Here is a 24,274-nt window from a genome sequence, read left to right as displayed (position 1 = left end):
TCGGGCGGTCAGGATCATGCATTACAAAGGTTCATCACCGACCGGCCTTACCCGCCGGGCGGCGGTGGCCGGCGGTCTCACCCTGGCCGTCGCGCCCTTGGCGGCCGCTGCGGACGAAACATTTCCACAGCGGCCGCTCTCTTTGCTGGTCCCCGCCAATCCGGGTGGGGGGTGGGACCAGCTCGCACGCCTGATGCAGCAGGTCATCGTTGCCGACCGCCTGAGCCCGCGTCCGATCGACGTGTTCAACAAAGGCGGCGCAGGCGGCGCGATCGGCCTTGCCGATCTGATCACACGTCGACACGACGATCCCTACACGCTGATGGTCGCCGGTTCAGTGATGATCGGCTCCACGATCTCGCAAAACAGCCCGTTCAAGGTCAGCGAAGCCAAGCCGCTGGCTCGCCTGATCCTGGAGGATCTTGTCGTGGCGGTACCGGCGAGTTCGCCTTTCAAGACCATGCAGGATTTGATCACGGCCTATCGCGCCGATCCCGGTTCTATCTCGTGGTCGGGCGGCTCGGCGGGCGGGGTCGATCACATTCTTGTCGGACTCATCACCGAGGCAGCTGGCCTGAGCCCCGACAAGGTGAGCTACGTGGCTTACTCGGGCGGCGGCGAGGCATCTGCCGCGATCATGGGCGGGCAGGTCTCCGCGGCGGTATCGGGCTACGGCGAATGGGCACCGCTGGCAGCCGGCGGGCACATCCGCCTTTTGGCGACAGCTTCGCCCGAACGCATCGGTGACAAGACGTTGCCCACACTGGGAGAGACCGGTCTCGACGTCGTGTTGCAAAACTGGCGCGGTGTGTTCGCCGCCCCGGGCGCGCCCGACCACGCAGTTCGTTGGTGGTCGAACCTCCTCGACCGGATGCGCCGACAACCCGACTGGCAGGCTTTCCTGCGCAACAACCGGTGGGAGGACGGCTGGCTGCCGGGGGCGGAGTTCGCCCAGTTCATCAAAGCCGAAGAAAAAACCACCGCCGCTATCCTCGGTCGGCTCGGCATCGGCGGGACCGCGGGCGGCAACTCTCCCGTCGGCCCTTGGGCTGTGCCCAAGGCAGTCGCCGTGCTCGGAGCGGCGTCACTCGTCGGCATCGCAATTGAAACTAGGCGAATGAAGCCGGGTGAAGCGGTCGCACCTGCCGGTGCCGAGGATGATGACGAAGGCGGCGGGCCATTGCCATTATGGGGCCGCTTCGTGGCCGGCGCTTTCATCATTCTGGCCTTCATAGCCGGGCTTGAATTCGTGGGCTTCGCGATTGCCACGCCGATCTTCATTCTCGCCATCTGCCTGCTTATGCGATCGGGCACGCTGAAGTGGGACATTCCTGCCGCGATCGCGATCTCGCTCGGCGTGTGGCTTCTCTTCACTCGCGTTCTCAACATCGCGCTACCTTGAGGCCGGAAGATGGACCTGACATCACTGATTGCGAACATGAGCGCAGGTTTCGGCGTTGCGCTCAGCCCCGACAAGCTGGTCTTCGGGTTGCTCGGTGTGCTGATAGGCACCGCGGTCGGTGTACTGCCGGGCCTCGGCCCATCGGTTGCCATCGCCCTCCTGCTCCCGCTTACTTTCGGGCTTGAGCCCACCACAGCGTTCATTCTGTTCGGCGGCATTTACTACGGTACGATGTACGGCGGATCGACGACCTCGATCCTCATCAACACGCCGGGCGATGCGGCGGCATCGGTGTCGACGTTCGAAGGCTATCCGATGGCCAAAAAGGGGCTCGGCGGCGTTGCGTTGGCGACATCGGCGATCGGCTCATTCATCGGCGGTACCTTCGCCACCTTCATGCTGATGCTCGCGGCATCGAGCCTCGCTGCCGCGACGCTGTGGTTCGGTCCGCCCGAGTATTTCGCGATGATGGTGCTGGCGCTGGCGATGGTGACCGGCATGGCAGGTCGCTCGCTGCCGCGCGCGTTGCTAGCCCTCAGTATCGGGCTAGGGCTGGCGATGGTTGGCATCGATATGCAAACTGGCGCCAATCGGCTGACATTCGGTGTACAGGAATTGTACGGCGGGATCGATATCGCGCTCGGAGCGGTAGGGTTGTTCGCGGTGGGCGAGGCACTTTGGCTGATTGCCGCACCCCCGGGCGGCGCGACTGAACGCCTCCCAACCAATCGGCTGCTGCTGACCCTGGACGAATGGCGTCGGTCGGCCATTCCATGGCTACGGGGTACGGTCGTGGGGTTTCTGAGCGGACTGCTGCCGGGCACGGGGGCGACGTTTGCGACCTTCCTGTCCTATGGTGTCGAACGAAAGTTCTCCAAACATCCCGAACAGTTCGGCAAGGGCGCGATCGAGGGGCTCGCTGGTCCCGAGGCTGCGAATAACGCAGCCGCCGGCGCCAGTATGGTTCCGCTGCTCGCGCTTGGCATCCCAGGCTCCGCTACCACCGCGATCATGCTCGTCGCTTTTCAGCTATACGGCCTCCAGCCGGGACCCACGCTGATGGAGACGAACAAGGATCTGGTGTGGGGGCTCATCGCCAGCCTTTATGTTGCCAACGTCTTGCTGGTGATCCTCAACCTCCCGCTCGTCGGGCTGTGGGTCCAGCTGCTGCGCATTCCCAAGGGTCTGCTCACCGCCATCATCCTCGTGTTCTCGACAGTCGGAGCATACAGCCTGCAGGGCAGTCTCGGCGACGTGGTGATCGTCTGGTTGCTCGGCATCGCCGCTTTTCTGCTACGCCGCTTCGGGGTGCCCATCGCGCCGGTTCTCCTTGGTTTGGTGCTGGGCCCGATGCTCGAGCAGGACCTTCGCCGGACGTTGGCGATGTCTTCGGGCGACTTCGGCATCTTCCTGACCCGGCCGATCGCGCTGGGGGTCTTCGCACTGATCGCGGTGCTGGCCGTCTATCGACTTGTCGGGGTCCTCAGACTGCGGAAAGCAGCCGCCGAAGCGCGGCTTGCGAGTACGTGAGCGTGGAACCCGCGACTGAGCAACAATCCGAGATCGCCGTCCGCACCATGCGTAAGGTGTCTTGGCGACTGATGCCATTCTTGGTTCTCTGCTACCTCATCGCCTACATCGATCGGACGAACATTGGTTTCGCGGCGCTGACCATGAATGCCGACCTCGGCATTAGTTCGGCGGCCTTCGGTCTCGGCGGCAGCCTCTTCTTCGTCGCGTACGTGCTGTTCGAAATACCCAGCAACATTGCGCAGCAACGCTTCGGCGCGCGGCGCTGGATCGCCCGCATCATGATCAGCTGGGGCCTCGTCGGCCTCGCCATGGCCGCGATGAGTGGGCCGACCATGTTCTATTTACTGCGATTCCTGCTCGGCGCGGCAGAGGCCGGGTTCTTTCCGGGAGCGGTGCTGTTCATTACGCAGTGGTTCCCCCGCCGCCAACGCGCCTCGATGGTCGCTCTATTCATGGTCGCCATTCCGTTGTCGAACGTTCTGGGTAGCCCGCTGGCCGCGCTGTTGCTTTCCCTGGACGGCAAAGCTGGTCTGGCCGGTTGGCAATGGCTGTTCATCTTGGAATCGGTGCCGGCCATCTTGCTGGGGCTAGTCGCATTGACAGTGCTCAGCGACGGTCCGGCGAAAGCGCGCTGGTTGGACGATGAAGAACGAGCGTGGCTGAGCGACACTCTTGCCGCCGAGCGCGAGCCCGGGTCCGTTGACCACCCTTCGATCATTGCAACGCTGCGCAGTGGCAAGGTCTGGCTGCTTGCGATTGTCTATTGCGGTAGTTCGGCGACCAGCAACGCGTTGTCCCTCTGGCAGCCCCAGATCATCAAGTCGTTCGGCGTGTCGATTTGGGAGACCGCTGCGCTCAATACCCTTCCCTTTGCAGTGGCGGCGGCTTTCATGCTTTATTGGGGGCGCCGCGCTGACAGGAACGGAGAGCGCATCCGTGCAACCGGATTTCCGCTCCTTCTGACGACGTGTTCGATCTTTGCGACCCTTCTGACTTCGTCGTTGGCGGTGACGATGGTCCTGCTCACACTCGTCCTGCTTGGAAATTACGCAATCAAGGGCCCGTTCTGGGCGCTGTCGTCGGAAACCCTGGCGCCGTCGATCGCCGCTGCGGGTCTTGCCGCCATCAATGCCATCGCTCACCTCGGTACCGCCGGCGCCAACGCGGCGGTCGGCGCCATTCACGAGCGCACAGACAGTTTCCCGCTCGCGTTGACGCCGTTAGGTTCCCTGACGGCGCTTGGCGTGGCGATCACGTTCGTGTTGGGACGTGCTCGAGGTGCACCGGAAGGCCGATAAAGTAGGCCGGTCGAATAGAACGATCTGCCATGCAAACCGACGGGTCTGTACGAGCTATTGCGCGCGACAGCGCTTCGTCCGCTCCTATTGGTGAGCTTTCAACCGACCAGTCGCGCCAACAGTAGGAATATCGCTCCTCCCACGAGGAGGCTCTCACCTGTTCACCTAGAGGACGCTGATCGAGCGAGTGGTCGGAAACGACCAGTTTGCACTCACCTTGCTGGCATTCAGTAGCTAGGCGGCGGAGCCCGAAAGCTGGCTGTCCGCTTCGAGGAGATTGCGGCTTGGTTGCGAATGGCCGAAATGAGGGCGGGAACCTGTCGAGGGGGCTTTTCTGAATGGACGGCTACTTTCGGGCATTGACCTTTCTGGCCGGAATGACCGACTCGAGGGCGCCTAGCTGATCGACTGCTCCTGGGCCGGAAGCGGAATGTCTGCCTAAAGTCACACCACTCGAAGAGCAGACAAACAAACTGTGCCGAGCGTTAAACTCATTCGCGTGCCGCGGCGCTCAGCGTGCCGCAACCGGTCGACCGAACATCATCTGCCGATAATAGAGGTTGCCGAATGGCAATGCGTTGACCGGTATTCCATCCGAGAGGTCCAACTGGACCTGACGCATGCCCTTCGACACGTCGAGATATGCGCGGTTCAAGACGATTGTGCCGTGTCCGGGGAGGAGAATGTCCCAGCGAATACTGGACTTTGGGTTCAAACCCAGCGTGGCCAGCTTTTTGAGGGACGCCCCGTATCTTTCGTTATCGGCAAAAGGAGTGCCTTGCGCGCCCAGACGGTAATCGAACAGGATCGTGTCGCCGCCGAATAGTACCGTCCGCCCCCCCGCCTGGAGAACGTAACAGGTGGATCCGTCGGTGTGGTCGGGGGTGGCGATCGCAAGGATGGTCTTGTCGCCGAGCCGCAGTTCTTCGCCATCGTCGACCGGCCAATCAACTTCCAACGTCGGGTAGCTCTTCTGCTCATCGGGCGGCAGGACGTACTTGGCGGTCACCAGAGTGCCCTTTTCGACGGCGCCGACGTCCGCCTCACCCACCAATATCTTTGCGCCAAGCCGCTGGAATTGCGCATCGGCCATCGAATGATCGAAATGCGCGTGCGTATTGATGACCCACTTTATGTCCGTACGGGCAAAGCCAAGCGATTCGACATTGGCAAGTATGACCTCCACATTCGTCTCGGGGCCCGGATCGACCAGGACGAGGCCGGCCGGGCCCGCATCAATGAGGTAGGCGTGATTGGTCTTGCTCGCCACGAGATAGACGTCCGGTGCCACCCGCGAAGGTGCGGGGAGGACCTCGCTGACGGGAGGCTTGTCGAGATCAAACCTCGCAAGAGTCGCCTCAATGTCCTTCTCCGCCGGCCACGGTTCGTCGAGGGGCAGGCGCTTCGCAAGCTCGCGCCTCTGCCACGTGAATGCGTCATAAGCGACGGACTGACCCTCCTCCGTCTGCGTGACGGCGATGTCGGGCGCCCGCCGTTCGCGGAGCTTCGCTTGCTGCGCAGGTATTTCCTCGCGCGGCACAGCGGCCCTGGACGGAACCGGGTTGATAGCGACTGAGAGTAGAGGCGAGGCTACGACTGTCTTCACTGGCAATCTCCCCTGATCTGCACTGCGGGCGACCGAACGCCTCGCCTAATTGGACGCGGAATATCCATCCGTGATGCCGAATTCGAGCCGGCGGGTTTTTGCGCTGCGCATGCCGTCTTCATAGGCAGTCGCGATCGAACGGCGGATGACCTCGACCGATCCTCGTATGAACGGGGAACTGGCCGCGATCTCGTTGACGAAGATGTAGCTATAGTACGACAGGCGCATCTTGGCGTTCAGGACGACGACGTTGTCGGGCGTGCAGAGGCGATCGATGATGAACCAAGGCGCGTAGGTGATCGAATCGCTAGCCAGAACCATGTCGAAGATTGATGAATAATCCTGACAGACATAGGCAGTCGCATTCCGCGTCTGCGCATCGTTCAGCGTGGTCGGCAGAGCGCGCTGGAAATCGAAATAGAGCCCGGGGCTGGCAATCGGATATTCGAGGAATCGCGGGACGTCGGCGTCTCGGCAACCCCGCAATGGGTGGTTTGCACGCGCAACAAAGTACACGTCATCCTGCAATACGGCGAGGCTCACGAGCCCGCGTGGGGCCGCATCGCGGCGATGGCTGGTGATCACGACATCCAGTTCGCTCGACCGGACCCGCTGCATCAGATTTGGAACGACGTCCTGATGCATTTCGATCCGTAAGTGCGGAGACATTTTCAGGAGATCCGCAAGCACGATGCGGTCACAGAGGTGCCGCGACGCCGCCCCTACCCCGATCCGCAAGGGTGCCCCATGGCCGCTGGCGATCGCGCGGACTTCGCGCCCGACCTTCTCCACGTTCTCGAGGATCGCCGCCGACCGACTGGCGATGTGATGCGCGAGCACATTCGGCACAAGGCTGCGCCCCCGGACATCAAAGAGGGGAACGCCGAGCTGGTCCTCGATACGGCGTATGCTCTTGCTGAGCGTCGGCTGCGAAATGCCAAGCATGTGTGCCGCGCGCGTCACCCCGCCCGCCCGGCAAATCTCTGCGATCTGCCGAAGTTGGCGCAGGTCGAGCGAACCGATATCCATCGATGAATCATAGCCAATAGCTATCAACATGCGCAAGTCATAGCTCTGGTGAAAATTCAGGTCACCCGGTAGGACCTGCCTCGGGAGCAAACCAAAAAGCATGTTGGTAGATCGGCGGAGCGTCTTGGCAGTTTTGGCATCGTCTCCGACAAGTGCATTGAACTTGCGCTCTGCAGGCGATCTCCGGGCGTTCGCCCGGACGGTCTGGACTTTCGGGCTTCCCTTGATCGAGACGGCGAACGTGCGGGCAGCCTTCGCACGCCGGACGCGGCCCAACACGTTTTTCCATTACCGCAGTCTGGTCACTCCAACGTCGCAGACGGTGACCACCCCCAACGTGGACACCCTGTATTCCACGTCGTGGCTCGACCTGTCGGCCGGGCCGCTCACGATCGACGTGCCATCGTTTGGCGACCGGTATCTCTCGGTGGCAGTGATGGACACCTATTCGAACAACTTCGCCCTGCTGGGGTCGCGCACGAGCGGCAGCAGTCCCGTGCGATTTTCGATCTCCGGGCCTGATCGCACGGCCGCCGGCGCGGTGAGCTCGCCGACGCGCTGGGCATGGCTTCTGATCCGCGCCGAGGTTGACCAGCGCGAAGACCTGGGCGATTTCCATGCACTTCAGGACCAATGCCGGATCGCGGGGCCCACCGGATCGGCTGCCTTTGCCCCCGGGTGTCGCGCCGATGGCGATCCGGTTGTGGTGCTCGAAACCCTGACGAGGCTTCTAGCCGAGTCGCCCCCGTCGAGCGCGCCGGACGAGGTCATGCGCGCGATCGCCGCGCTCGGTCTTGCCGGCGAGGGCCGCGGCCGACCCTGGTCGGCAGACGAGCTTCGCACCATCCACGACGGGTTTATGGAGGCACGCACCCAGCTGCTGCGCACACCGCCGGGATTGCGGCAATGCGGCTGGATCCTTCCTTTTGAAAACATGGGGGCGTTCGGGCCCGACTACCGCTCGCGCGCGCTGATCGCGCTCAAGGGCCTCGGCGCATTGCCGAACCGGGAAGCGATGTACTTCTGGGCGCTGGCCCCCGACGGCCAAACAGAGTTCGACGCCGATCAGCGCTGGCGCCTGACCCTCCCGTCGGGGAGCCTGCCCGTCGATGCGTTTTGGTCGCTGACCGCGTATCGGCGGACGCCGAGCGGCCAGAGCTATCTCTTCGACAACGCGCTTGGCCGGCACGCGCTGGGAAGCCACCAGGACAACTTGCAAAGGGCCGATGACGGTTCGATCACCGTGTTCTTGCAGCGCCATCCTCCCGCAGACGGCCCCATTGCGAACTGGCTGCCTACTCCGCCCGAGGGTGCGTTCGAGCTCGTGCTGAGGGCTTACTTGCCCCGGCGCGAACTGCTCGACCGAAGTTTCCGACTCCCCAGCGTGGTCCCTGCGTCATGAACCCATTGAACCACCCTTTTGCTAGCCTCCTCTTGGCGACGATGGGAACGATCGAGGGGCCTGCGGCTCTGGCAGCTGCTCCCGAGAACCCGCAAGCCTTGCTGAAATTGTCCGGCGATCCCGCGTCGCGCGATGCCAAGGCCTTGGAAGAGATGGCCTACAGCTATGGCCTCCTCCTGTATCAATTTGGATTGCCGTACGTCTATTTCGACGATTGGCGCGCCCGGCGCATCGCGCGGGATACGGACGCGGGCCGCCCGCGGCCTACCGCCAATTCGCTGACCGGCGTTCCCACCCTGATGACCGCCAGGGAGAGCACCGGCGGCGCACCGAATGTCGATACGCTCTATTCGTGGTCGCCGTTCGATCTGGCGCAGGGCCCGGTGGAGATCGACGTCCCGGCGACTCCCGGGCGCTATGCCGCGATGCAGATCGCCGACGCCAGCCTGACGAACATCGGGTATATCAGTCACCGCACGCAAGGGGACGGTGCCGGCCGATATCTGCTCGTCGGCCCGGACTGGAAAGGACGCGCACCGCGTGCGCGCAAGGTCATCCAGTCGCCGACCAACGAAGGTCTGATTATCCTCCGCGTTGCGGTGAAGGGAGACGCCGACCTTCCGGATGCACAGAAAGTGCAGGACAGGTACCGGATGTCGGGTCCGCCGGCAGCCACGACGGGGTCTCCCGTTTCTCAAATGGTGTCGGCGCCCGGCCTGCTGGGCTTTTACGATCGTCTCGCGCGGATTCTCGAACGCAACCCTCTGCCCGAGCGCGACCGGGCATGGCTTTCGGCGTTCATGGCGATCGGCTTCGACCCCGCCCGGCCGGGTCCGATCGGTCTCGGCAACCCAGCCATCGAGCGAGGCCTGACACGTGCGCTCGAAGCCGGTCCGAGCACCGTCGCTTGGAAGATTCGCAATCGCGGGGGCGAGCTGCGCGGCTGGACCATGGACTTCCGCGGCGGCGACTATGGAGGCGATTTCCTGAGCCGGGCAGCCGGGGCGATTTTCGGCCTCGTGGTCAACAGTCCGCAAGAGGCGATCTATTTCCGCGCCCTGAAGGATTCGAGCGGGCGCCCGCTCGACGGTGCCCGGACCTACACCGTGACGCTGCCGCAGGCGTTCGTGTCGCAATGCGCGGCCTTTTGGTCGCTAACCAGTTACGACAGCGGTTCGAACCTGATCGACAATGCGGACGACAAATACGCGGTCGTGGGCCGCGATCCCGCGGTCGCGGTCGAACCCGATGGCGCGATCAAGGTGGCCGTCGGCGGAACCCCCGCCGCGGATCGATTGAGCAACTGGATGCCGGCGACACAGTCCGGCCCCTTCGCGATCACCTTTCGTTGCTACCAGCCCGGACAGTCCATTTTGCACGATCCGTTCCTCGAACGGACCCTGCCGATGATCGACCGGATCGAATGAGGGCACGGCAGGGGATCCGATCACGACGAGAAACCGGTCGCAGACGAACGATTCACATCCAGGGGAGAGCAGGATCATGAAACTTAAGCCGACAGTGTGCTCTGGCGTAGCTACGCTGGCGCTGGTCACTGCTACCGCGGCCCACGCGCAAGATGCAGCAGCGCCGACGACGACGGACCCATCCATGGCGGCGGCCGACGACGACGGAGGCGACGCGGCCTTCGGCGGCATAGTCGTGACGGCGCAGAAGCGAGCGGAACGGGTCAACGACGTGCCGCTATCGGTCGTGGCGCTTTCGGGCGCCCAGCTCGAGCGATCGGGTGTTCGCGACGTTACCGAACTGCAGCTCGTGGTTCCCAACCTTCGCATCGCGAAGCTGTCACAGGCAGCCGGCGTCACCTTGCAGATCCGGGGGTTCGGGACGGGGGCCAACGCAGCGATCGACTCCGATGTCGCCACGTCGCTCGACGGTGCGTTCGTGCCGCGTCCAGGCGCGATCATTTCCACCTTTCTGGACGTCGCCAGCGTGGAGGTCCTGCGCGGACCGCAGGGAACGCTTTCCGGGCGCAATGCCGTGGTCGGGGCTATTGCGATCACGACCAATGCACCCGATCTGTCGGAAATGAATGGCCGCGCCGAGTTCGAGTACGGGTCGTTCAACACGTTCAAGGCGTTGTTCGTGGGCAATGTACCCGTTTCCGAGACATTCGGCCTGCGCGTTGCCGGCGTTTCGCGGACCACGGATGGCCACGCGTATAACCTTTTCGACAAGCAAACGTACGGCGCTTCCACGACGCTGGCAGGTCGCCTGTCGGCCAAATGGGAAATCACCCCGGCCCTCACCTGGGTCGGGCGGGCCGATTATGCGCAAATCACCGGCGACGGCCTGAACCCCAGCAATATCGATGTCGACGCATCGCCCCAGCCGCAGCTTGATACCTTTGTGAGCCGGATCGCCGCAGCCGGTGGCGCCCTGGCGTTGTCGGGCAATACATCGCACATCGTCAACCAGCGCATGGTCGACCCGCTTGTGCTCGACCGGCAGTATGGCCTGTCGAGCGATCTGTCCCTAGCGGCGGGGAACGGATTTGAGGTGCGTCTGCTGAATTCTTATCGCGATTGGAGCAATCGGCAGAACGACGGCGACAACGCCTTGACGACGCTCGACATCTTTTATCGCGGTGCCAGTTTCGAGAGCCGAACGCAGAACCATGAACTGCAGCTCATCTCGCCCAAGGACACCCTGGCCGGAGGCAAATTGAGTTTCGTCTCAGGCCTCTATTATGCGGTCGAGGATTACGCGACAACGAACACGATCAATCTTGGATCGAGATTCTGCGCGCTGGTCGTGGGCGCGGCCGGCAGGCCGGCATGCCTCGCCGGCCCTCAAGTTAACGCCGCAAATAACCAGTTCGATCAGCACGATAGGACGTATGCAGCTTATGCGCAGGCGGATTTTAAGATCTTCCCAAGCCTGACGGCCACGCTCGGCTCCCGGTATACCGCGGGTCGCAAGACCGGAAGCTTCGTCGGAGTTCGGTCTAACCCGGGCGCGGCCTCACTCGCATCGACCGAGCAAACCACACTCGAAACCAGTGCCAACCGGACGACTTGGCGCGCAAACCTGACGTGGCGTCCTATTGATGGAACACTCGTTTACGCCAGTTATGCCACGGGGTTCAAATCCGGTGGTTTCAATAACGCAAACTCTCCCGTGGCGCTGACGGCGACAACCCGCAACTTTGCGCCCGAAACATCGAAGAATTATGAAATAGGGGTCAAGGCCTCCCTGTTCGATCGTCTCATGCAGCTCAACGTCAACGCGTTTCTCATGGATATCGATGATTTTCAGCAGCGCTCGTACGATGGCACCATGTTCGTCATCCGGAATGCAGGTAACATCCGTTCGAAAGGGGTGGAATTTGAACTTGCTCTCCAGCCGAGTGAGCGCCTCTCGACCGGTATCTCAGGCGCATATCTGAATTCTCGCTATCTGTTCAACCCGACCGCGCCCGGTCTACCGGGATGCTCCGCCGCAGTCGTAAATTCCTGTGTCGGCTTCGAGAAGATCGTCAACGGCAATCCTACCATCCAGGATTTGACGGGCGCTCCAACCGGCATCGCTCCCGACTGGTCAGTGCATGCATTCCTCGAGGCAAACACGGGCGATTTTGGCCCCGGCTACAGGCTGACCCTGCGGGGGGACTATGCGTATCAGTCTGCGCTGCGTTTTTCGGTCAACGGTGCCGATGCCAAGAACATCGGCAACATCAGTCTGCGCCTGGATTTCCCCGATCGAGACCTGGCGATCACGGGCTATGTCCTCAACGTCACGGACGCGGATTATTTTACCTCGTCGTTCCCCCAACCGCTCGCGGGCGTTTTCGGAGGAAACAACACGACCACCGGGCAAACGATCATGCGCGGGTTCATTGGCGCACCGCGCGAGTTCGGCCTAAGGCTGGGAGCCACTTTCTAGCGCGATGCCGATCGCTCGGAGAGAGGTGCTCAAGGCCACTGCGATCGCCGCATTGGTCGAAGGCCTTCCAACGCTCGCAGCCGATCCAATCGAGGACATGGATGAGCTCATCCTGGCAGCCGTCGCCCCGGAACTCAGGGCGACGGCACGAGCGCTGTTGGCAGGGGGTCCACCGCCCATCTTGAACGCCGCGACGTTGCCGATCCTGCGCGACAAGAGCCGAGCAGCTATCCGGCCTTTCGAACCGGAGCCTCCCGTCCGGACATTGACCGTAGCCCCTCGCGGGGCGCTTGGACCGATCACCGTCTACCTGATCAACGCAGGAGAGGGGCGGTTGAAGCCCGCCATCCTCCATCTGCACGGCGGCGGTTTCGTGCTCAATTCGGCGCGGAGGGAGGTTCCGCGCCTGCAGAAGATCGCAGCCGAACTCGATTGCGTGATTGCCACGGTCGAATATGCGCTGGCTCCGGAAGCGCCCTGGGCCATCTCGCTCGAGCAGAACTATGCCTGTTTGCGGTGGTTATACGAGCAAGCACATTCTCTTGGGGTGGACAGGGCCCGGATTGTCCTGATGGGGGAAAGTGCGGGGGGCGGACACGCCGCACTCCTGGCGATCGCCGCGCGCGACCGGAACGCGATCCCGCTCGCTGGCCAGGTTCTCGTCTATCCGATGCTCGACGATCGCACCGTCTCGAACACCGGATTCCCACCGGCGGTGGGGCGATTGGTATGGACTGCGCAGGCCAACGCGTTTGGTTGGCGCTCGTTTTTGGGCAGCGAAGGCGAGCCCGACGGAAAGGCGATACATGCCGTTCCTGCACGACATGGAGACCTCTCCCGCCTCCCGGCGACCTTCATCGGCGTCGGAGGAATAGATTTGTTCGTTGCGGAAGACATCGATTACGCAGCCAGGCTGATCCGGTGCGGGGTCCCGACCGAGCTGCTCGTTGTTCCAGGAGCTTTCCACGGTTTCGACGCTCACGCCTCCTCGACTTCGCTCGCAAGCTGGTTCACTGGCGCGAAAATAAATGCGATTAGGAGGATGTTTGAATTTCCCAGTTTACGAGACGATTGGGAAGTATAGTGCATTTACCAATTTGTTCTCTGTACCATAAAGTCGCATGCAGTTGAGCCGCTCATTGTCTATAAATTGTATTTGCAGCTAGCAAACCTAGTTTCTCCAAATTCAAGGTAAAACACCGCGATTGAGTTCGATTGCGCGTCAATACGCGCGGCTCATCCGCACTTATCCGACCTTCGGTCACCCGCCAGTTGTTTGATCATCGACGTCAGCTGGCTGTGATTTCTACCGAATTCGCGAATGACCAAGATCAAGGCGCGTGACGGAGGGTCAAAAATTGGGCCGGAAGCAGACAGTCGCCTTATAGGGGTGGCAAGCTGCAAAGACGCCTTACGGCAAGTGGGGCAGCCTGCCGCTAGATGTAGAGGCACCGCTTAGGTCAAAAAGGCCGTTGCGACCTCGAAAACTAGCCTCATCTGTTCCTGTCTCGAATATCCGGCGGGCCGGACGTGAAAAGTCCGGGCCGATCCTTCAATCGACCCGGACTTCCCGGGAGGGACTCCGCCTTTACGGTAGGGTCAGTTGGCGGAGTCGGCGGTGGGCTGTTCTTCGGCCTGGCGACGCGCGGTCTTCTCGAGCTTGCCCTCGCTCATCGCGGACACGAGCAGCGAGCCCGAACCGGTGAAGTTGCCCGCTGGGATCGTTGCGGGACCGTCTTCGGTCATTACCACGAGCTGCTCCACGCGGCCGCGGCTGTCGGCGATGACCTGGCGGACCGAACCGATCTGGTCGCCGCTCTTGTCGAGCACCGCCATTCCGGGAGCGATGTCAAAGGTCCCTGCGGCCTGCCCTGCGGCACTACCCGCCAGCGCCAGCTGACCGGCTGCGCCCGAGAACATGCCGCTCGCAGTGCCCGTGGCCGCTCCGTTCGCGCTGCCGCCGATCGAACGGCTGCGTTCCACCGCGCCGCTGGCGGTGTCGCGCGCCATCATCGCCTGGCTGCGCGCGGTGGCCGCGGTGTTGCCGGCGAGGTTGCGAACCGCATCGGTTCCGACGAGCTGTGCGTCGCCGCTGGCTGCTCCGCTGCCTTGCGCGCTACCCGAGCCCGAGCCGGTCAGGCCTCCGAGCGGGCTTGTCACAGTCTGGTCAATCGAGCCCGAGCCCTGTGCGGACGCCTTGCGATTGGCCGAAACGCGTCCCGATCGGCGGTCGACCGACTGCGAACCCTCGGTCGAACTGCCGACCGAGCCGGCGCCGCGGGTCACGGTCTCGATGGAACGCGTAAGAATGTCGAGCGAGCCTGCACCGCCGAGAGTCCCGCCCAGGCTGCCGCCAAGGCCGCCGCCGAGAAGCTGGGCCTGTGCCGGCGCCGCGGCGAGAAGAAGGGCGGCGGATGTGAAGAAGATGGCCTTCATGGGTCTATGTCCTTTTTCCGTTTCGAACAAAATGGCGGCGTCGCCATCCGTCGAAAGGAAAACGGATCACCGTTCGCGATCCATCCGCAGGTCCAAGAAGAAAATCCGTAAGGTGCTCATATTCAACGGCAGTTTCCGCACAGAAGACCGCGACCATAGACCGGATCGGGCCCCTTTCTCCCAAGGTCGACGGCTTCCGCGTCGGCTTTTGCGCGCCAATCGCCTTCGATGACCGCGGCAATCCTGGCGGCGGCAAGCGGAGCGGCGAACGAGGTCCCCCGCAATTTGACGATCCGTCCCTTGGCATCGCTGCCGACGATATCTGCGCCGGGCGCTGCATAATCCAGTTTAAGCGCCCGCCCTGCCTCGATCAGCGCGCGGTTGCGCCCATCGACTCCGGTTACGGCGATCACACCGGGATAGCTCGCGGGAAATGCCGGCGGTGCCGCAGGCCCGTCATTGCCGACTGCCGCGACGATCACCACGCCTTTCGAACGCGCAGAGGCGATCGCGCGGGCAAGAAGCGGGTTGTCCGGGCCGACGATACTCATACTGACGACCTTGGCCCCGCCCGAAACGAGCCACCCGAGCCCGCGCGCGAGCGCGCTGGCGCTGCCACCAGCCGGATCCCTGCCGTACACGTCGGCGACGGCGACTGTGCGGACCCCTGCGCGATGTAGCAGCGACACGACCGCACTTCCGTGGTTGCTCGCGACCGGAGCCCCGGCAGCGAACCGCTTGCTGGCGGCAACCGGAATACCGGCGGCAGGCGCTCCGTCGATAACGCCCACGCGCGCCGTGATCGGCGTCGGGTTCGGCCATTTCCATGCCGATCGCGTTGAAGCGCTCGACCATGTCGGCGGTCGCGCGCGCGCCGTCCTTGACGTTCTCGAGCACCGTCTTGCTCTCGTCGAGCTCGGGCTCCTGTTCCAGATAGCCGACGGTGATGTTCTCGCCCGGCCAGGCCTCGCCGGTGAAGTCCTTGTCGATGCCCGCCATGATCTTGATGAGCGTCGACTTGCCCGCGCCGTTGGGGCCGACGATGCCGATCTTGGCGCCTTGGTAGAACTGCAGGTTGATGTTCGACAGCACCGGCTTCTGCGCGCCGGGGAAAGTCTTCGTCATGTCCTTCATGACGTATGCGTACTGGGCGGCCATCGGGCGTGTCCTTCGGGTGTTCGTAAGTGTCTGGAGTTGGCGGCCAGATAGGGGGTGAGCGGCGAGGGGGCAAGGCGCAAGGGCCCGTCGCGTTCCGGGCCTGCCTACTGCTCGCGGAACGATTTCCAGAACGATCCGGTCAGCGGCTCGAGGATGTACTGAAGGGCGGTGCGTTTACGCGTGGGAATGACGATTTCCACCGGAAGCCCGGACCGCAGTTCGCCCCTGCCGATCGACTGGCGGACCTGTTGCAACTCGGCCGGCGGAACCTCGACCTCGGTGCGGAAGAAGGGGCGGCCGGCACGCTCGTCGAAGAACGAATCTGCCGAAACCGTGACCAGCCTGCCTGTCAGGATCGGCAGTGTGCGATCGGGCACGCTGGGAAAGCGCACCTGCACCTTCTGCCCGCGATAAAGCTCGCTGGCGTCGTCTGGGGAGACCCGCGCCTCGATCACCAGCGCCTTGTTGTCGGGCACGATGTCCATCAGCGTCTGCCCCGGGGTAACGACCCCGCCGACAGTGAACACGGACAGGCCCACGACCTGACCGCTTGCCGGCGCGCGTACCGTTGCTCGCCGCAGCTGCTCGCGGATGGCGACGAGCTTGGGGAGGACCTCCTGCAGTTTGACCTCGGTGTCGCGCAGATCGGCGGCGACTTCCTCGCGCATCGACTGGCTCAGCGAGAGCGACTGCATCCGGCTTTCCCCCATTCCCTCCGCCGCGCGCGCCATTTCCGCGGCCATCGCGGCTTCCTGGCCCTTCAGGGCGGCTTGCGCACGTTCAAGCTCGCGCACCCGGTTCTTCGAAGCGAAGCCACGCTCGGCCAGTTCGCGCAGGCCCGCCAGTTCCTCAGCGATGATGCGCTGCTGCTCCACCAGCGCCGCGCGCTGCTCGGCATAACCGCCGCGCTGCTCGTCGAGCTGGCGGCTGCGCTGCCCGAGCACACCCTTCTGCGCGGCGAGCGAGCCAGCGCGCGCCTGGAACTGTGCGGTCTGCAGCCGCATCGCGCGTTCGGCGAGGGGCTGGTCCTCGGGCGACAGGTCGGCGAATTCCGGCGGCGCGGCAAAGCGTCCCGCGCCGCTGCTTTCGGCCATCAATCGTGAGCGTTGCGCCAGAAGTGTCAGGTAGTTGCCGCTCATCGCCCGTTCGGATGCGCGTAGGTCGGGAGCCGCCATTTCTACCAGCACCTGTCCCTTGCGCACTCGGTCGCCCTCGCGGACGTGGAGCGCGGTGACCACACCGCCTTCGCGGTGCTGCACGCTTTGCCGGTTGCCCGATACCGCGACGTTCCCGCTGCCATAGGCACCTGCATCGAGCGGCACGAATGCCGCTCCGCCCAACATCACGACGAAGAATGCGAATGCGACGATTGCGCCTGTGCGAATTTCACTCCGAGGATCATCGGCTTCAGGGTCGACGGGAAAGGTCGCGCGCGCACGACTCTCGACGATGGCGTTCATGACTCGTCTCCGGTGGGACGCGGCCCGGTCAACTTGGCCAGGACCTCGTCGCGCGGACCAGATACCTGCGTCCGGCCGAGCCCGAGCAGGACGAGACTGTCGACCGGCTGGAGTACGGCCTGCCGGTGTGCAATGACGATCACGCTGGCGCCCCGGTCGCGCGCCGCGATCATCGCCTCCACCACCGCGCGTTCTCCCTCGCTATCGAGAAAGGCGTTGGGCTCGTCGAGCACCAGCACTGACGGATCGCCGTAGAGAGCACGCGCGAAGGCAATCAGTTGCGCCTGACCGGCCGACAGCCCGCTTGCCATTCCGCCTATTCGCGTCTCGTAGCCCAATGGTAGGCGCATGATGAATTCGTGGATGCCCGCAGCCTGCGCTGCAGCGACGGTACGGGCGTCGATCTGCGCGGCATCGTCCCCGCGCCACTCGGCGAAGCGTGAAATGTTCTCTTTTACCGTGCCATCGAGCAGGCTCGGTTCCTGGGGCATAAATCCGATATGGGCTCCCAGTTCGTCCTGGTCCCAGGCATCATAGGGCGCTCCATCGATGCGTACGCTCCCGAGGTCGTGCTGCAAGGCGCCCGCGATTACGCGCGCCAGTGTCGTCTTGCCCGATCCGCTCGGTCCGATGATGCCGAGGATCTCTCCCGGGGCCGCGCGGAGGGTAGCTCCGGCCAGGATCGGCCGCGATCCGTCTGGTGCCCTGACGACGAGATTCTCCACCTCGATCAGTCCGGTCGGTGCGGGCAGACGGGTGCGCTCGAACGCATCGTCGGCAGGATCGCCCGGCAGGTGGCCGGCCAGGTTCCGCAGTGCGGTAAGCGCGCTGCTGAATCCGGTCCAGCCAGACACCAGCGCCTCGACCGGCTGCAGCGCGCGGCCAAGGAGTATCGAGGCGGCGACGATCGCCCCTGCGGAAATCTTCCCGTCGATCGCCAACAGGGCACCGATACCGAGGGCCGCCGACTGGGCGAAAAGCCGGAAGAACCGGATCGCTGCCGAGTATCGGCCGCCGATGAACTGTGCTCGCTGCAGCAGATCGAGCGACACCGCCCGATCGGCAAGCTGCCGCGTCACGAGCGGTTCGCGCATGCCCAGCGCACGCACGGTGCCTGCGCGCGCGGCCACGATCTGTTGGGATGCATATGATCGGCCCAATGCGCGGGAGGCCCCGTCCATCTGGGCCCGCGTTGCGTGCTCATTCCGCAGCGCCAGCGCAAGGAGCACCGCCGTGGCAGCCAACGCGAAAAGGCCCAGCCATGGGTGCAGAAGGAACGATACGACAATGAATACAGGGGTCCAAGGCGCATCGAGCATGGCGGCGGCAAGGGGCCCCCCGACCGTTTGGCGCACGGTGTCGAGATCGCGCACCGCCTCGGCACCGACCGCATCGTTTCCGCCCGACGCGATCTTGCGAAGCACGCGCGGCGCGAGTTCGCGGTTAAGGCGGGACCCGGCGCGGATGAGGATCCTGCCGCGAAGAGCATCGAGGAGGGCGAGGGTCGCCAACGCAAGCAACAGTGCGATGGTGATATAGAGGAGCGTCAGCTTGCCCCCCGTTGCGACCACCCGGTCGTACACCTGCAACATGTAGATGGCAGGTGCGAGGAAGAGAAGATTGAGAAGGAAGCTCGCGGCTGCAGCGGCCGCGAAATGCGTTCGGCACGCGCGAAACGCAGCGGCAATCGTCGGAGATTCGAAAGCCTCGTCTATCTTGATCATCTGCAGTCCAATAACGCGTATGATATACGCGTCCAATCGACGAGCTCCGGGACGTGCCAGCTTGTCGGGCTCGCTCCGCAACCACGGTAAAAACGCGAGGCGGCCAGTACCGGATGACCGGAACTGACCGCCCGTGACCCGCCTGAGCGGGAAATTGCAACCCGAATCAGCCGAACAGGATGTCCGACGTCTGGATCGCATCGCCCTGCGAGCGGATGATGAGATCGGCCACACCGTTGCCGTCGAGGTCGATCAGCAGATCGAGACCCACTGCCTGGACGTGCGAGGCATCGGTGCTCAGCGCGCTGAGATCGAGCTTGTCCTCGCCAGACTTGAAGTCGGTAATGGTGTCGAGGAACCCGGCTTCGCCGATTACGAAAGTGTCCGCCCCCGCGTTGCCGGTGTAGATATCGTTGCCCTTGCCGCCGTTGAGCACGTTTCCGACGGCGTTGCCGATCAATCGGTCGTTGCCGCTGCCGGTAATGCCGTCCTCGATCACCGTGCCGATGGCAATGCCGATGTTGTCCGACAGGAACCCGGGGTTGCTGGTGCGACCTTCGAACAGCGCGTCCCAGAAAGCCTGGGTAAGATTGAGGCCGTAGAGTGCGTTGAGCTCAGCGGCGTTGACGACCTGTCCGAAACCGCTGCTGAATTCCCCCTCGCGCAGATCGAGAACCGAATTGCGGGTCCAACCGCTAAGGTCCAGTGTGTCGTGCCCGCCCGCGTCATAGATCGTCAGGAACGGGTTGATGTTGGTCGAGAAGTCGAAGACGTCGCGATCCGCCGTCGAGTTGAACCCGTAAGTTGTGTCGCCCGTCCTGGTCGTCGTATCGGCGCCGTACATCGCCTGGACCGCCGCGATGTCGTGAAGCATGGGGGTTTGCGGCGTCTGGAAGAATCCCCCGGTCGCCCAATTGACATAGCCCTTCGAACCGGTGTTTCCGGCGTTAAAATAGGACATGATCGTGAACTGATACGAATCCTGGAAGTATTCGGCGTCCTTGGCGTAGGAAATGGGGAGTCCGCTGCCAAAATTGTAGTCGCCGGGATGCTCCAGACCGATGGCGTGACCCGTTTCGTGAACAAGTGTGGAAAACCCGTACCCGCTGTAATCGAGATCGAAGTTGTCCGGTTGATCGCTGTTAATATACGTGTCGCCCTGGATTTTGGCGAAGCGCCCATGGCCTCCCTGATAGAAGGGCGTGAATGCAGATGCCTGCGCCGGTCCGGTGGACGTGTTCATGTAGACGATGTCGGCGCCATACCCGTTCTTCTCGACGAACTTGACCGCGATCAGATCGTCCCACAACGCGATCGCCTCGCGGGTGGCGTCACGCTGCTCGGAAGTAAAGGGCACGAACCCTTCGATGTACGAGCCGAGTGCGTCGTAGAGCTTGGGATTGTTGTATTGCCCGCCGGGCGCATGCTCCGCGAAGGAATAAGTGATCGTGCCGTTCTTGACCGGCCAGATGGCGCCGTCGCGGTTGAGCTGCGCCGCGGCCTCTTCGGTCGAATAGACCGGTTTGCCGTTGAACGCGATGCCGTCGCCATCGGGGTCCGGATTGCGCAGTTCGGCGGGCCCACCGATGGAATCGATCGTGGTATTTTTCAGCAAAACATCCGCGCGTTGTCGTAAATAAGCCATTTCTGTCCAAAGCCTCCCGATGGTGCATGAAGGGCCCGTCCCCAGACCGGCCAGTGACCGGATTTCTTCCGGTCCGACGTTCAAGAGTCAATGCTTTTAAGGATAAATTTCCGAAGGTACCGGTAATCGACACCCGTTGTTGCAGAAGCGCAACCTCGATCTAACAATTGTTTGGCGTAGTTAAGAAACAAACCAGCATTTCGGATGGTTCTGAAACTTACAAAATGTCGCGCGCACTCCCCATGATGTTATTTGTTTGCTCGGTACGGCGTGCCCCTAGGCGATGATAGATCTATGGTCTCTCACTCCCAACCACCCTGCGGCCGCCCCTTCGCTTTCGCTCGGGAGTTTCGACGCAAGATCGTCCCCCGGACGATCTTGTCCAATCGAAACTGGTCGGGGAGACAGGATTGGCTGCGCCGATCATGTCTCTCTCACTCCCAACCGTCCTGCGGCCGGTTGGTCGGGGAGACAGGATTCGAACCTGCGACATCCTGCTCCCAAAGCAGGCGCGCTACCGGGCTGCGCTACTCCCCGACCTTTTCGGACCGGTCCGGTGGTGGGCCCGGCAGGACTCGAACCCGCGACCTAGCCGTTATGAGCGGCCAGCTCTAACCAACTGAGCTACAGGCCCTCCGGAATCCGGTGCCGCGCGCCTAGACGTGCACGAACGGGCTGGCAAGCGGATCAGCGTTCGACGTTGTCCATGATCTCGGCGACCGTGGTTGAAGCGACCGCGCGCAGATCGAGGTAATCGTACACCCGGCGGAGCCAGTCGTAGAGTCGGTCGAGATCGCGCGCGTCGCGCACGTAGTCGGTGTTGCCCGGCGCGAGCGAGGGACTGTGGAAGCTGAGCACCAGGATCGGCAGGCCATCGTCGAGCGCCATGTCGATGCCCTTGATCGCCTCGCTCGCGGTCACCCCTTCCGGGGTCAGCGCGATCCTCTCAACGAGGCCCAGCCGCGACAGGATGCCGGGGAGGTGGGGCATGTGCGCGGCGACGCGCTGGATCAGCCGGCCCTGGCGCCGCAGCAGCCCGAAATACACCGTCGTGAGGGGCAGTTCCAGCAGGGTGCGCGCGCTATCAACCCAGTACGGTTCGAGCGGGTGGTTCCGGTAGTCCGGCCCGCCTTGCGCGCTGTAGTCGTAGTTGGCGCGCACCGAAGTGTCGATCGCCACGCCCGCATCGCGCAGCAGCCCGGCGGTTTGCGGGCCCAGGCCGTACCGGCCCGCGCGATAGATCAGCGGCTGGACTTCGAACGCCTGCTCGATCCGGTCGCGCAGGGCCATGAATTTAGCTCGTTCGAGCTCGGGCGGCAGGTTGCCCGCAAAGCTGTTGCGGACCGAAATCTCCTCGTCGAAGGGTGGGTTGACCCAGGGGTGGAGCTGGATGCCGACTTCGGCCCGCCGCGCACGCACCGCATCCCCGATGATCTCGACGGCCAGCGCGTTGGTCGCGATCGGCCAATCGACGAGATAGACCGGGGATACCCCGAGCCCTTCGCAGAATTCCTGGAATCGCGCGATCGCGGGAACATGGGTCAGCCCGTGACGATCGCGGGTGAAAGGTCCCGACCAGTCGAATTCTTCCTCGGTGTCGACCGTCAGCAGGACTCGCTGCCCGAAACCGGTGCGAAAGCGCGCCGTGCGACCCGGCTCTGGCGGTTCGGTCAGTGGCCGGTCCATTTCGTTGCCCCCTGGTCGCATCGTGAATACCGCAGCGTGTAGTCCGCGGTGCGACCCGGCCGGACAGCTACCCGTGCGCTGCGTCGGCCGCGACCGGGCTAGTTTCGCGGCTCGCCGCGGTCAAGCGCGGCAGGACGAGGACGAGCGTGTCGCCTTCGCGCGTGAGGTCGCCCCCGATCGCACGGGCCTCGGCGCGGGCCAGCCGCAATGCAAAGCCGGCGCCGAACATCCCCGCGCTCACCGCCCCGCCGCCGGCGCGCCCGTCTGCCGCGAACACGTCGTCCGCGCCAGCTAGCGCACCGGGAAGGCGTACAGCGAGCCGGATGCCTGCCGGTGCCGGTTCCAGGGTCAGCGCGATGACCTCGTTCGCGCCCGCCGCTCCTGTCAGCGTGGCGAGCAGGCGCCAGCCGAGCGTCGCGGCTTCGTTCGCGTCGAGCGGAACGGGCATGCGACCCGGGGCTGCGGCCAGCTCGAAACGCGCGCCGCGGGGGCGCAGCACTTCGTCGAGCTGTCCGGCAAGGCCGCTCACGATCGCGGACCAGTCGGCATCTCCGGACTGCGGGACCAGCGCGCCTGTCTCGAGCTTCGCCAACCGGTCGAGTTCGTCGAACCCGGCGAGGATGCGCGCCGCGTCCCCCGCGATGGCGGCCGCGAGTGCCCGGTATTCGTGCGGTGCAGGGCCGAAAAGCTGCTGCTGGATGACTTCTGCGAAGCCCTGGATCGCGTTCACCGGCGTCTTCAGTTCATGCAGCAACTGGCGCATGCGGTCGGCCGCGGGATCGACCGGCGGCACGGCGAATTCTGGCGGGGCGGGGCGGCGAAAGCGACCCGCGTAGCCAAGGAAACGCCCGCCGGCCTCGCTGAAGCGCGGAGCGGCGTCGACCACCCAGTCTCCCGCTATGGCCGGGGCACCCGCGAGTTCGGTCGCTTGGGAGACTATCGGCTGGAGGCGTTGCGATCGGCCGGTTGCGGGAGCGAGCAGTGCGCCCACGACCATCGGTGCGACGCGTGGCTCGGCCCAGTCGATCCGGCCTTCGCCATCGGTGGTGAACGCGAAGCCGGTGACGGCAGAGGAGAGTGTCGTTTCGGCTCGTTCCCCGAGTGGGAGACGCGGGTCATCCTCTCCCGCCATGCGGGATGCGCGGGTCTTGCGATAGGCCTCGATGCGCTTGACCAGCGCGCCGATCTCGCTGTCGTCGGCCGCCACTGCGGGCGCAGGCGCCGTGGCTGGCGCATCGTCGGCCAGGTCGTTGGCGGGGATCGGCCGCAGCGAGAGCGGTATGGGGGTGGCCTCCACGGCGAGCTCGAGCGTTTCTTCCTCGCTGGCGAATTCGCTGTCCGGACGTGGCAGGCCCCGATCCCGGATGCCGAGGCGTTCGAGCAGGTCCTGTGTCGGCCGCGGCAAGTCGCGGCGCAGGCGCAGGAATCCGCGCGCGCGGATCGGAAGGCGGGGGATCAATGCGTCCCAGTCCTCGACCGTCAGCTGCGCGACGCCGAGAGCCGCGGCGGCGACTTCGGGCTCGTCCTCGGCAAGGTGGAGCGCCAGTTCGGGATTGCGGAATCGCAGCCCCGGCTCGCGGATCATCGCCGCGCGCTCGCCGGAAGGGAGCGCTTCGCCCAGCGCGGCGAGCCGCAGCCATGCCGCCGCCAGCAGGCTTTCGTCGCGCCCGTGCCGCCGGCTGCCGAGCAGGTCGAGCAACTGCCGAAACTGGGTACGCGCCGCGCGCTCGCCGGCAGCGCGGTGGCGCAGGACCGTGGCAAGGCGATCGTCGAAATGCATGGCGCTCCAGTTATGGCGATACGACCCTGAATGAAGGACGCAACGCCGACGTGGCCTGCTACCACGCGCGCGGGCGAGGCACACCGGCCAAGGGACGTGCGTTGCAAAGCGGGACAATTGCTGGCAGGAATAATAAAATTATCCGGCGGCGCGACTCAGCGTCGCCTTAATTGCCCGGAATCTACCCGGGTTCGGCGCAGTCCGGGGGC

The 24,274-nt window shown here is 64.0% G+C and carries 16 protein-coding genes, 2 tRNA genes and 1 pseudogene; 7 read left to right on the top strand and 12 right to left on the bottom strand.

Annotated features, from left to right (window positions below):
* Nucleotides 1–16: 16 nt before the first annotated feature.
* From A6F68_RS13415 to A6F68_RS13405, 3 genes are read left to right on the top strand one after another with little or no spacing between them, the layout of a single operon-like run.
* Nucleotides 17–1,402 (top strand): tripartite tricarboxylate transporter substrate-binding protein, encoded by a 1,386-nt coding sequence (locus A6F68_RS13415; RefSeq protein WP_084001840.1) that lies wholly within the window; start codon nucleotides 17–19, stop codon nucleotides 1,400–1,402.
* Between the two features lie 9 nt (nucleotides 1,403–1,411).
* Nucleotides 1,412–2,932 (top strand): tripartite tricarboxylate transporter permease, encoded by a 1,521-nt coding sequence (locus A6F68_RS13410; RefSeq protein WP_067681158.1) that lies wholly within the window; start codon nucleotides 1,412–1,414, stop codon nucleotides 2,930–2,932.
* 2 nt (nucleotides 2,933–2,934) lie between these two features.
* Entirely contained in the window at nucleotides 2,935–4,233 is a 1,299-nt protein-coding gene (locus tag A6F68_RS13405) for an MFS transporter (protein ID WP_232308154.1), read from the top strand.
* Between the two features lie 511 nt (nucleotides 4,234–4,744).
* Here A6F68_RS13405 and A6F68_RS13400 read toward each other — a convergent pair.
* Together A6F68_RS13400 and A6F68_RS13395 are read right to left on the bottom strand one after the other, a co-directional pair.
* Nucleotides 4,745–5,773, bottom strand: coding sequence for an MBL fold metallo-hydrolase (locus A6F68_RS13400; protein ID WP_067681155.1), 1,029 nt, complete (start codon nucleotides 5,771–5,773; stop codon nucleotides 4,745–4,747).
* A 111-nt stretch (nucleotides 5,774–5,884) separates the two neighbouring features.
* Nucleotides 5,885–6,868, bottom strand: coding sequence for a LysR family transcriptional regulator (locus A6F68_RS13395; RefSeq protein ID WP_067681152.1), 984 nt, complete (start codon nucleotides 6,866–6,868; stop codon nucleotides 5,885–5,887).
* Between the two features lie 223 nt (nucleotides 6,869–7,091).
* Here A6F68_RS13395 and A6F68_RS13390 point away from each other — a divergent pair, with 223 nt between their 5' ends.
* From A6F68_RS13390 to A6F68_RS13375, 4 genes are all read left to right on the top strand, one after another.
* A complete protein-coding gene (locus tag A6F68_RS13390) occupies nucleotides 7,092–8,270 on the top strand; it encodes a DUF1254 domain-containing protein (protein ID WP_198152613.1) in 1,179 nt (392 codons plus the stop codon).
* Nucleotides 8,267–9,697 (top strand): DUF1254 domain-containing protein, encoded by a 1,431-nt coding sequence (locus A6F68_RS13385; protein ID WP_084001837.1) that lies wholly within the window; start codon nucleotides 8,267–8,269, stop codon nucleotides 9,695–9,697. The genes A6F68_RS13390 and A6F68_RS13385 overlap by 4 nt, the downstream gene beginning before the upstream one ends.
* A 76-nt stretch (nucleotides 9,698–9,773) precedes the next feature.
* The gene (locus tag A6F68_RS13380) at nucleotides 9,774–12,176 is read left to right on the top strand and encodes a TonB-dependent receptor (RefSeq protein WP_084001836.1); all 2,403 of its coding nucleotides are present in this window, start codon (nucleotides 9,774–9,776) and stop codon (nucleotides 12,174–12,176) included.
* A 52-nt stretch (nucleotides 12,177–12,228) separates the two neighbouring features.
* A complete protein-coding gene (locus A6F68_RS13375; RefSeq protein WP_232308153.1) occupies nucleotides 12,229–13,260 on the top strand; it encodes an alpha/beta hydrolase in 1,032 nt (343 codons plus the stop codon).
* Nucleotides 13,261–13,775: 515 nt separating this feature from the next.
* Here the strand turns inward: A6F68_RS13375 and A6F68_RS13370 are convergent.
* From A6F68_RS13370 to A6F68_RS13325, 10 genes and pseudogenes are all read right to left on the bottom strand, one after another.
* The gene (locus tag A6F68_RS13370; RefSeq protein WP_067681138.1) at nucleotides 13,776–14,612 is read right to left on the bottom strand and encodes a hypothetical protein; all 837 of its coding nucleotides are present in this window, start codon (nucleotides 14,610–14,612) and stop codon (nucleotides 13,776–13,778) included.
* A 122-nt stretch (nucleotides 14,613–14,734) separates the two neighbouring features.
* Complete coding sequence (locus tag A6F68_RS14790; protein ID WP_418368984.1) at nucleotides 14,735–15,301, bottom strand: S8 family serine peptidase; 567 nt, start codon at nucleotides 15,299–15,301, stop codon at nucleotides 14,735–14,737.
* Nucleotides 15,302–15,413: 112 nt separating this feature from the next.
* Nucleotides 15,414–15,770: pseudogene (locus A6F68_RS15100) on the bottom strand (ATP-binding cassette domain-containing protein); the annotation flags it as partial.
* 104 nt (nucleotides 15,771–15,874) lie between these two features.
* Nucleotides 15,875–17,230 carry an HlyD family type I secretion periplasmic adaptor subunit gene (locus A6F68_RS13355; protein ID WP_067681130.1) on the bottom strand — a complete coding sequence of 452 codons (1,356 nt, stop codon included), beginning with the start codon at nucleotides 17,228–17,230 and terminating at the stop codon, nucleotides 15,875–15,877.
* Nucleotides 17,227–18,954: a type I secretion system permease/ATPase gene (locus tag A6F68_RS13350; protein ID WP_067681127.1), complete on the bottom strand. Its 1,728-nt coding sequence runs from the start codon at nucleotides 18,952–18,954 to the stop codon at nucleotides 17,227–17,229. The genes A6F68_RS13355 and A6F68_RS13350 overlap by 4 nt, the downstream gene beginning before the upstream one ends.
* Nucleotides 18,955–19,120: 166 nt before the next feature.
* Nucleotides 19,121–20,569 (bottom strand): M10 family metallopeptidase, encoded by a 1,449-nt coding sequence (locus tag A6F68_RS13345; RefSeq protein ID WP_067681124.1) that lies wholly within the window; start codon nucleotides 20,567–20,569, stop codon nucleotides 19,121–19,123.
* A gap of 490 nt (nucleotides 20,570–21,059) precedes the next feature.
* Nucleotides 21,060–21,136: transfer RNA gene (locus tag A6F68_RS13340), tRNA-Pro, on the bottom strand.
* Between the two features lie 20 nt (nucleotides 21,137–21,156).
* Nucleotides 21,157–21,233, bottom strand: a tRNA-Ile gene (locus A6F68_RS13335).
* A 53-nt stretch (nucleotides 21,234–21,286) separates the two neighbouring features.
* Nucleotides 21,287–22,285, bottom strand: coding sequence for a polysaccharide deacetylase family protein (locus A6F68_RS13330; RefSeq protein ID WP_067681121.1), 999 nt, complete (start codon nucleotides 22,283–22,285; stop codon nucleotides 21,287–21,289).
* A gap of 67 nt (nucleotides 22,286–22,352) precedes the next feature.
* Nucleotides 22,353–24,065, bottom strand: a complete 1,713-nt coding sequence (locus A6F68_RS13325) for a histidine kinase dimerization/phospho-acceptor domain-containing protein (RefSeq protein ID WP_067681118.1) — start codon at nucleotides 24,063–24,065, stop codon at nucleotides 22,353–22,355.
* Nucleotides 24,066–24,274 lie beyond the last annotated feature (209 nt).

This window comes from Tsuneonella dongtanensis, from assembly GCF_001698205.1.
Lineage (GTDB): Bacteria > Pseudomonadota > Alphaproteobacteria > Sphingomonadales > Sphingomonadaceae > Tsuneonella > Tsuneonella dongtanensis.
The sequence above is the reverse complement of the archived record's forward strand: the minus strand, read 5'-3'. Positions and strand labels throughout refer to the sequence as shown.